The 9,454-nt window shown below is 45.9% G+C and carries 9 protein-coding genes and 1 riboswitch; of the genes, 8 read left to right on the forward strand and 1 reads right to left on the reverse strand.

Going from position 1 to position 9,454, the window contains the following annotated elements:
• Positions 1-9 precede the first annotated feature (9 nt).
• The 8 genes from spoVAC (at position 10) to lysA (ending at position 8,457) form a co-directional block, all read left to right on the forward strand.
• A complete protein-coding gene (spoVAC, locus tag DSOL_RS21020; RefSeq protein WP_075366743.1) occupies positions 10-477 on the forward strand; it encodes a stage V sporulation protein AC in 468 nt (155 codons plus the stop codon).
• A gap of 38 nt (positions 478-515) precedes the next feature.
• The gene (spoVAD, locus tag DSOL_RS21025; RefSeq protein WP_075366744.1) at positions 516-1,523 is read left to right on the forward strand and encodes a stage V sporulation protein AD; all 1,008 of its coding nucleotides are present in this window, start codon (positions 516-518) and stop codon (positions 1,521-1,523) included.
• A gap of 15 nt (positions 1,524-1,538) precedes the next feature.
• A complete protein-coding gene (spoVAE, locus tag DSOL_RS21030) occupies positions 1,539-1,901 on the forward strand; it encodes a stage V sporulation protein AE (protein WP_075366745.1) in 363 nt (120 codons plus the stop codon).
• A gap of 91 nt (positions 1,902-1,992) precedes the next feature.
• Positions 1,993-3,486 carry a spore germination protein gene (locus DSOL_RS21035; protein ID WP_075366746.1) on the forward strand — a complete coding sequence of 498 codons (1,494 nt, stop codon included), beginning with the start codon at positions 1,993-1,995 and terminating at the stop codon, positions 3,484-3,486.
• A gap of 21 nt (positions 3,487-3,507) precedes the next feature.
• Positions 3,508-4,620 (forward strand): acyl-CoA dehydratase activase-related protein, encoded by a 1,113-nt coding sequence (locus DSOL_RS21040; protein WP_075366747.1) that lies wholly within the window; start codon positions 3,508-3,510, stop codon positions 4,618-4,620.
• On the forward strand, positions 4,562-5,722 hold the full coding sequence (locus DSOL_RS21045) for an acyl-CoA dehydratase activase-related protein (RefSeq protein WP_075366748.1): 1,161 nt from the start codon (positions 4,562-4,564) through the stop codon (positions 5,720-5,722). Before DSOL_RS21040 ends, DSOL_RS21045 begins: the two co-directional genes overlap by 59 nt.
• A complete protein-coding gene (locus DSOL_RS21050) occupies positions 5,706-6,734 on the forward strand; it encodes an acyl-CoA dehydratase activase (RefSeq protein WP_075366749.1) in 1,029 nt (342 codons plus the stop codon). The genes DSOL_RS21045 and DSOL_RS21050 overlap by 17 nt, the downstream gene beginning before the upstream one ends.
• An 85-nt stretch (positions 6,735-6,819) precedes the next feature.
• A riboswitch (Lysine riboswitch) is annotated at positions 6,820-7,006 on the forward strand.
• 116 nt (positions 7,007-7,122) lie between these two features.
• Positions 7,123-8,457 carry a diaminopimelate decarboxylase gene (lysA, locus tag DSOL_RS21055; RefSeq protein WP_075366750.1) on the forward strand — a complete coding sequence of 445 codons (1,335 nt, stop codon included), beginning with the start codon at positions 7,123-7,125 and terminating at the stop codon, positions 8,455-8,457.
• Between the two features lie 569 nt (positions 8,458-9,026).
• Here lysA and DSOL_RS21060 read toward each other — a convergent pair.
• On the reverse strand, positions 9,027-9,454 hold a 428-nt coding region (locus DSOL_RS21060), incomplete at its 5' end, for a hypothetical protein (protein ID WP_207649660.1).

The raw sequence follows: 9,454 nt of genomic DNA on the forward strand, positions 1-9,454 counted from the left end.
GGAATTAGGATGGCTAAGCAAACTTTACGCCAGCCTGCCGTCACAATAACCCCAGAGCAATATAAAGCGTTAGCGCAGCAATATACACCTAGGCCGACCATTGTTAAAAACGTGGTGCGGGCTTTTGTCGTGGGGGGGATAATTTGTGCGCTTGGTCAGATTATCATCAATCTCTTTGTTACTTACGGGTTGGGTCGTACTGAAGCATCGACTGCGGCCACAGCAACCATGATCTTTTTAGGAGCCTTATTAACAGGCTTGGGAGTTTATGACGAGATTGGAAAATTTGGAGGAGCTGGTTCCATCGTCCCGGTCACTGGGTTTGCTAACTCCATAGTAGCACCTGCCATGGAATTTAAGCGGGAAGGCTATGTGTTGGGTGTCGGAGCGAAGTTGTTTACGATTGCGGGGCCTGTGCTCGTATATGGTATTGCCACATCGATTGTGGTCGGTATCGTCTTTTTCTTTTTACACTAATGCGCAGAGATGACTTCTGAATGGGGATGAATTAAGGGATGGATCTAAAACGAATGGGAAATCAAACCGTGGTGTTTGCCAACCCCCCGGTTATTTTATCGTCGCACTCTGTGGTGGGTCCCAAAGAGGGGCAAGGCCCTCTCGGAAAGACATTTAGTCGGGTATGGAAAGACCAACTTAATGGGGAAAAGTCCTGGGAAGTCGCAGAAAGCAAAATGCTCCAAGAGGCGATGCAGGGAGCCATTAGTCAAGCGGGCGTTCCGAAGGATCATATTGACTTCATGCTCGCAGGAGATTTATTAAATCAAATGATTTCCTCCAATTTTGCTGCTCGTCAAATGGCGCTTCCTTTGATTGGCATCTATGGTGCTTGTTCTACAATGGCTTTGGGCATGGCACTTGGGAGCATGTTGATTGATGGAGGTTTTGCCCAGTATGTTTTGGTTGGTGTCTCCAGTCATCATGATACTGCTGAGCGACAATTTCGTTCCCCAACGGAACAGGGTACGCAAAGGGCAATGAGCGCGCAGTGGACAGTGACTGGTGCAGGAAGTGTGCTTCTCGGACGAAGTGGGAAGGGGCCGCGAATCACCTCAGCAACTCTTGGAAGAGTCATTGATTTTGCTGAAAAGGATGTCAATAATATGGGCTCAGCCATGGCCCCTGCAGTGGCCGATACGATTCTTAATCACTTCCATGACTTACAGCGCAAACCAGAGGATTATGATCTGATGGCATCTGGGGATCTGGGAGCAGTCGGTTTGGCTCTCGCGGGTGAAGTCCTAAAGCAAAGTGGGATTGATATGGGAACCGGATTTACGGATTGTGGGGTTATGATTTTTGACGCCAGCCAAGATGTCCACGCGGGAGCAAGTGGATGTGGTTGTTCCTCCGTAGTTTTTGCTGGAGAGATTATGAGGAGAATTAAAGTGGGAGAGTTAAAGCGAGTTTTATTAGTTGGCAGTGGTGCCTTGCATAGCCCAACTTCAGCACTGCAAGGAGAATCCATTCCCGGTATTGGGCATGCAGTCGTGATTGAGGCGTGAAAGGAGTGAATACATATGTTTGATATGATTGTTCCGGCTTTTATTGTCGGAGGAGCGATTTGTGTGATTGGGCAACTTCTGATGGATTTAACAAAACCGGCCTTTACTCCCGCTCATGTCCTTGTTTCCTTTGTGACGGGTGGAGCAATCCTCGGGGCGTTGGGATTGTACGAACCTTTAGTGAAAGTGGGAGGGGCTGGAGCCACGATCCCTTTATCTGGTTTTGGGTATAGCCTCGCAAAAGGGGCTATGGAAGCGGTAGCCAAACGGGGGATTATAGGTGCTTTTTCTGGTGGTGTTGAAGCATCGGCGGTAGGGATCGCCGCGGCGGTTTTTTTCGGGTATTTAATGTCAGTCACGTTTAACCCCAAAGGATAGGGCATGATCGAGGCGCGAAGTTCGATGCAAGATGTACGAATTAGCGGATGTTAGTCAATTGGATAAAGAGATTCTTTAGGGGGGTGTGTAGGTGGATAATAGTTCAAGCGAAAAGAACGTGCCCGTAAGTAAGAATTATCAGGAAAATGTCGATTACATTAATCGGGAATTGGGAGTTCCAGATTGTTTCGACATTGTCCTGCGGGAGATGTCTATCGGCGGTAAGAAAGTAGCCATTTATTCCGTCAACGGGATGGTGGACACGCATGTCGCCAGTTATATTTTAGATGCTTTGATTGACTTGGAACGCTCTGACTTAATTGTTAATACCTTGGATAAATTAGTGAAAGGACGGATTGTAAATCTACAGGTTTCAGAAGTTAAAACCATGGATAAGGTATTCTATTTTGTTTTGTCTGGCCCCATGGCGATTTTTGTGGAGGGACAAGAAAAGGCCATTATCGTCGATGCCAGGACGTATCCTTCTCGTCAACCTCAGGAACCGGACATTGAACGTGTAACTCGTGGATCTCGTGATGGATTTACGGAGACCCTTGTGATGAACACGGCTTTAATTCGTCGACGGTTACGTGATCCAAAACTGCGTATGAAATTAGTTCAAGTTGGAGGACGATCCAAAACAGATGTGTGCATTGTGTACATTGAAGATATTACGAACTTAGATATGGTCAAGAAGATCCAAAAAGATGTACAAGGGATTAAAATTGACGGGATTCCTATGGCGGAAAAAAGTGTTGAGGAATTTATTCTTGGTAGTAAAATCTGGAATCCCTACCCCCGTGTGCGCTATACCGAACGTCCGGATGTTGCGGCTATTCATTTACTTGAAGGACATGTCCTTATCATTGTCGATACTTCTCCTTCCGTCATGATTGCACCGGCGACCTTTTGGAGCCATGTTCAGCATGCAGAAGAATATCGTCAGGAACCGATCGTGGGGGCTTATCTCCGCTGGATACGGTTCGGTGGGATCTTTGCATCGCTCTTTCTTCTTCCGCTTTGGCTGGGCGCAGCCCTAAATCCGCAATTGCTACCAGACTGGCTTCAGTTCATCGGGGTTATGAAACCAGCAAAAATCCCCTTGCTTTTTCAAGTCTTGGTGGCTGAGTTCGGGGTGGATCTTTTGCGCATGGGTACAATTCACACCCCGGGCCCTTTGGGGACGGCTTTGGGTTTGATCGCTGCCTTTATGCTTGGAGATATAGCGGTCAAAGTGGGGCTGTTTTCTCCAGAGGTAGTCATGTATATTGCTATTGCCGCTGTTGGGACGTATGCGACTCCGAGTTATGAATTGGGCTTAGCGAATCGATTGATGCGGATCTTTCTGATTATTATGACGGGTCTCTTTAACTTCCTAGGGTTTTGGATCGGAGCGGCTGCGATGTTCTTTCTCTTATGGCGGACAAAGTCGTTTGGTGTGCCATATCTTTGGCCCCTCCTTCCCTTAGATATCAAAGCACTGGGGACGATCTTAGTGCGCTCTCCTGTTCCCATTAAAAATTCTCGTCCGAGTATTTTAAAAACACAAGATTCGGTTCGTCAGCCGGAGGGCGGCGACAAATAGGCCATGAAAGGATGCAGTTGAGTGAAAATTGGGTTTCCACGTGCTCTCTATTATTTTGATTATTTTCCTTTTTGGGCCGGATTTTTTCATCGGTTAGAGATTGAAGTAGTGACTTCCCCACCTACGCATCGATTGATTATGGAACAGGGTTTAAAAAAGGCCAGTGACGAAACGTGTTTGCCTCTTAAGCTTCTTGCAGGGCATATACAGGCGTTAAAGGATGTCGATGGGATTTTCTTGCCCCGTATGGTCAGTGTTGAGGCAGACACTTACAGCTGCCCCAAATTCTTAGGAATTCCGGAAAGTTTACTGCCTGCCGTTCCCCCTGGAATTCCAGTTCTGAGTGTAGTGTTAAATTGGCGAAAGGGCCAACGTCAGGTCTTAAAAGACCTTCAGGTCTTCGGCCTTCAACTGGGTAAGAGCAAGGCAGAAATACGAAAAGCCTTTACCGAAGGTCAAGAGTGGCAAAGACGTTATCAAGCTTCAAATGGTGCTGGGTGGGATTTTGAGGAGAGCATGCGTGAGATAGAGCGTGCTACAAAAGGTTTAACGAACCCTGTGTCTAACGTGAAAACTTGGAAAGAGCGGGTGCTTGCCAAGAACCCATTAACAGTTCAAAAATGTTCAGATCCGCCCAGAACTGTAATTGATCAGGACACTGATCGCCTGAAAATTTCTTTAGTTGGGCATTCCTACTTAACGTTAGAATCCTATGTAAATCTGAACATTCTCCGGAAGCTGCGCGAAAAAGCGGATGTGGAATTAACTGAGCACGTTAATCAAGCGGATGTCAGCGCGCATTTAGCGGGGTTACGCAAAAAGCTGTTTTGGAGTCATGCTAAGCAAATCTATGGTTCAGGGAATAAGTTTGTCACAGATCCTCAGGTTGATGGGGTCATCTATTTGACCTGTTTCGGATGTGGGACTGACTCCATGGTTCAAGAAATGTTGGCGCTTATTGCGCGGCAACATCATAAACCCTATATGGTGGTAACCCTGGACGAACACAGTGGTGAGGCAGGCCTTGTCACTCGGCTGGAAGCCTTTTTAGATATGGTCGAAAGGAGGAAGGCCCATGAAGGTGACATTTCCACATATGGGGAATGCCTGGATCGTGATTCAAACACTCTTTGAATCCCTTAATGTTGAGGTGGTGGTCCCACCAACCAATAGTAAACGGACCTTAAATCTAGGTACAAAATTATCACCGGAATCCGCGTGTCTTCCTTTGAAATTGAATCTTGGCAACTATGTTGAAGCCGCGGATCATGGGGCGGATACGATTGTGATTACCGGGGGAATTGGTCCCTGTCGCTTTGGTTTGTATGGTGAAGTGGAACGTCAGATCCTTAGGGAGGCAGGGTATGATTATGACGTCGTTATTCTTGAGCCACCCGATGGAAGTATGCTGGGGTTGTTCAAACGAATTCGTTATTTAGCAGGAACGAAGAATTCCTGGGCACAGATCATCAAGGCTCTGCGTTTCGCCTACCGGAAAAGTGTAGCCTTGGATCGAGTCGAAGATTTGATTCATGCGGCTCGCCCTAGGCTTCCTCAGCCGAAGGAAACTGAGAAACTCTATGAAGACGCTAAAAGGCGCCTTTCCCAGACCATGACAGATCAAGGGCTTAAGGAGACGGTTCGCTGGGTACAAGAGAGCATTTGTGAACGACAATGGGAACTACAAGGCGCATCTGACGGGCTTAGAGAACCACTGCGCATTGGGATTATCGGTGAGATTTACACGATCCTCGATCCTTACACCTCAGGGGATGTAGAAAGACACTTAGGACGTTTGGGCGTGGAAGTGGATCGTTCCATTTATATTTCTGGCTGGACAGGGAATCATGTGTTTCAAGGTCTTGCCCCAGGCTACCGTTCTATTAAATCATATCCCCGTCATGCCAAACCGTATTTGCCTCACTTTGTTGGCGGGCATGGACAGGAAACGGTGGGAGCTGCCGTGAAATTTGCGCAAGAAGGATTTGATGGGATTATACAAATTTTCCCGTTAACTTGCATGCCTGAGATTGTAGCGGCAAGTATTTTGCCTAAGATTCAGGAAGCTTATAAGGTTCCGATTATGACTCTAATTATCGATGAACATTCCGGGCAAGCAGGGGTTCAAACGCGTTTAGAAGCGTTTGTGGATTTGCTAGAAAGGTCAAACCTTCAAACCCTTCAACGAGAAACTGGAAAAACAAGAGGGGATGTGCTAAGTGTTGGGGGACGATAAATATTTCTTAGGGGTTGACGTCGGGTCAGTCAGTACAAATATCGTTTTGTTACAACCGGATAACACGGTGAAAGAAGCGCTCTACCTAAGAACACAGGGGCGCCCCATGCAAACGATTCAAGAAGGGATTAAACAGTTAAGAACTAAAATGGGAAATTCAGATGAGATTATAGGGGTCGGAACCACAGGAAGCGCGCGCCAACTTGCAGCCACCTTGTTAGGGGCAGATGTCGTTAAAAACGAAATTACGGCTCATGCTGTGGCTGCTTCGCGGGTGAATCCCGAGGTGCAAACGATTCTTGAAATAGGGGGACAGGACTCTAAAATTATCATTCTCCGGGATGGTGTTGTTTCTGACTTTGCTATGAATACGGTCTGTGCAGCCGGAACTGGGTCTTTTCTTGATCAACAGGCCGCGCGGTTGGGTATTCCCATTGAGGAATTTGGCCCTCTGGCCCTTCAAGCAAAGCATCCAGTACAGATTGCTGGGCGTTGTTCTGTTTTTGCGGAATCGGATATGATTCACAAACAACAGCTAGGGCATTCACTTTCGGATATTTTAGCTGGGCTGTGTCAGGCTATGGTACGGAATTATCTGAACAACGTCGGTAAGAATAAAGACATCCGGGGTCCGATCTTTTTCCAAGGGGGTGTGGCCGCCAACCCTGGAATATGTAAAGCGTTCGAAATGGAGTTAGGACAACCTGTGATCGTACCAGAACATTATGGCGTCATGGGTGCTTTAGGAGCTGCGTACTTAGCTCAGGAGAAAGTGGGAATGCGATCTGAGACATCGACTCGATTCCGTGGTTTACATTTGGCTGAGACTCAATTTCAGGCCAATAGCTTCGAATGCTCGGGGTGTGCAAATCGGTGTGAAATTGTAGAAATCAAACAGGATGGTATAAATTTGGCAAGATGGGGAGATCGATGTGGAAAGTGGTCGGCTACGGTCGGTGTTAGTGATGGCATGGGTGTAACGGGACATCAGGGGGAACAACGGGGAGCTTGAAAAAACATAACAGCTAAAAATATTTTGACCTTCACAAGGAAGTCTGGTATACTAAATGAAATTTAATAATGCCTCATCTCTTTGGAGGTGCGGTAGAGGCGCGAATGACAAGAGTACTGTGGAGTAAGTTGCGGAAACTAATGAGCCCATGGGAAAGGAGATTTCGCCGAAGCCCAAAAATTCGCAGTTTTTGGTGCTGGGCCTGTAGTGAAGAACTGCAGGACTGTCATACAATGTTAAGGAAAAACATTGTATGGAGAGCTACTCCCAACAGGAGAAGAGGGTCATGTTACGTGCAGACTGTACGGTAACAGAGGACCTCCTTCTGTTGCCGTTTTTATTTTTGTGATATGTATAGTAATTTATTAGGAAAAGGGAGGAAACGTAAATGAGGCTACACGGTACACAACTAGTAAATGAGCAGGGTCATTTGGAAATTGGCGGATGTGACACTGTAGAATTGGCCAAGCAATTTGGAACGCCGCTCTATATTATGGACGAAGCCCAGATTCGAACTATTTGTCGACAGTACCATAGTTCGTTTGTGGAAGGTCTAAAAAATACGGAGGTTATTTATGCCTCCAAGGCGTTTTCAACATTGGCCATGTGCCGGATTATTGATGAAGAAGGACTGGGGTTAGATGTCGTCTCAGGGGGAGAACTCTATACTGCCCTGCAGGCTAATTTTCCAGTTGCGCACATATATTTTCATGGCAATAATAAATCTCGTGAAGAATTAGCAATGGCGATTAAAGCGGGTGTAGGGCGAATCGTTGTCGATAATTTTTATGAAATGAATATAATAAATGAACTGGCCCAAGAAATGAATCTTCGGGTAGAGGTTCTTCTCCGTGTGACACCAGGGATTGAAGCGCATACGCATGAGTATATTCAGACGGGTCAGATCGATTCCAAATTTGGTTTTACATTGCCGGATGGCACAGCAGATCAGGCGATTGATTTAGCGTTATCGTATTCCAACCTCGTCGTAAAAGGGATTCATGCTCATATCGGGTCGCAAATCTTTGAATTAGATTCTTTCCGGCACGAAGTTCAGATTATGATTGATTATATGGCTGATACCCTTAAACGCACAGCTTACCACCTGGAAGAATTGAATCTCGGTGGAGGATTTGGAATATATTATGTGTCTGGAGATGAACCCGCCCAGATCGCAGATTATGCTAAAGCAGTTCAGGACGCTTTGGAGAATGCCTGTGAGAAGCAGAACTTTCCGCGTCCGAAAATTATTATTGAACCAGGGCGTTCTATTGTCGGAACGGCAGGAACGACACTCTATACCATTGGATCTATTAAAGAGATTCCCGGGATTCGGAAATATGTTGCTGTCGATGGGGGCATGGCGGACAATCCACGGCCTGCACTTTATCAAGCACGTTATGAGGCAGTTCTTGCTAACCGCGCAAAGGAAGAGGCAACGGAGACTGTCTCCGTTACCGGAAAGTGTTGTGAGTCTGGTGATATGTTGATTTGGGATATTGACTTACCAAAAGCTGAATCCGGTGATCTAATCGCTGTTTCTTGTACGGGTGCGTATAACTATTCCATGTCATCGAATTACAATCGGCTTACACGCCCGGGTGTAGTTCTTGTGGAGAGCGGACAAGCCGATGTGATCGTGAAGCGTGAAACCCATGCAGACTTGCTACGCAATGATGTTCTACCTGCACGGTTGAAGTATTTACACATGGCAAGTCGGTAAGTGGCTGACATTATTTAAAATGATCCAAAAATCGAAACTATACTTTCTGAATGGTACTAGAAAAAGGACCCGTGAGCGTTATTTTTTTGACGCTCACGGGCCCTTTTTGGTTCGATAGTTTAAGATATAAGATAAAGAAATTACCGTTTTTGTGGGCGAACAATCACAAGATCAAGTGCAACTAAAATAAGAGTTGCGATCAGAATGAGAGCTAATCCTTTAGAGGAGACGGTTGATGCATAAGTGAAGTTAGGAACAGAATACGAAGAGAAGGGTATTTGGGAAGGGATTGTGGGTAGTGGAGAAGCAGAATGGTAAGGATAAGAGTGAGAATAAATGGGAAATGGAGCTTGAACCGTGTATTGGGGTTGAAGCATATACTGTGAGGGACGGGGGTAATATAGAGTAGGTGCTGATAGAGCGGAGGCTGGCTGGGTAGGATGATATGTGGGAGCCGAATGCACGGTAGATTGATGAAAGAGTAGAGGACTTCGTAATACCGGTGCATATACACGGGTGTATCCAGGGGCCAATTCAGTCCCCCCTTTCTTCAAAATCGTGTTTAGGTGTTACTCGACATTCATTCTGCGTTTACGAAATAGACCTATAATTTCATTTTTAGGTGCCCAGGCTTCATTCTCGTAGAGATTCTCTGGAGCCTCTGTTGTCGATGTTTTTTGGTTACGGTAGAGTTTACTCATAAGATTAGTAGAAGTTGGAGCGGTAGGAATGGTTTCTAAGGCGTTTCGAGGAGTTTCTTCTTGAATTGAGTTGGTAACAGTTTCACTTTGTTCTAGGACAGTGTCTGTATTTTCAATGGTAATCTCCTTGGAAAATCTTGTGTTTAGAAAGCGCATATAAGTCTCCTCCTTTATTGGCAGTATATGTAAAATAAAACGCAGTGCTACAATGCACAAAATTAACCAAATTAAAGAGAGTAAAGAAAAATCTAAAACGACTAATCCTCTTGACTCAGAAGGATTAGTCGTTTTAGATT

The organism is Desulfosporosinus metallidurans (assembly GCF_001936615.1).
Lineage (GTDB): Bacteria > Bacillota > Desulfitobacteriia > Desulfitobacteriales > Desulfitobacteriaceae > Desulfosporosinus > Desulfosporosinus metallidurans.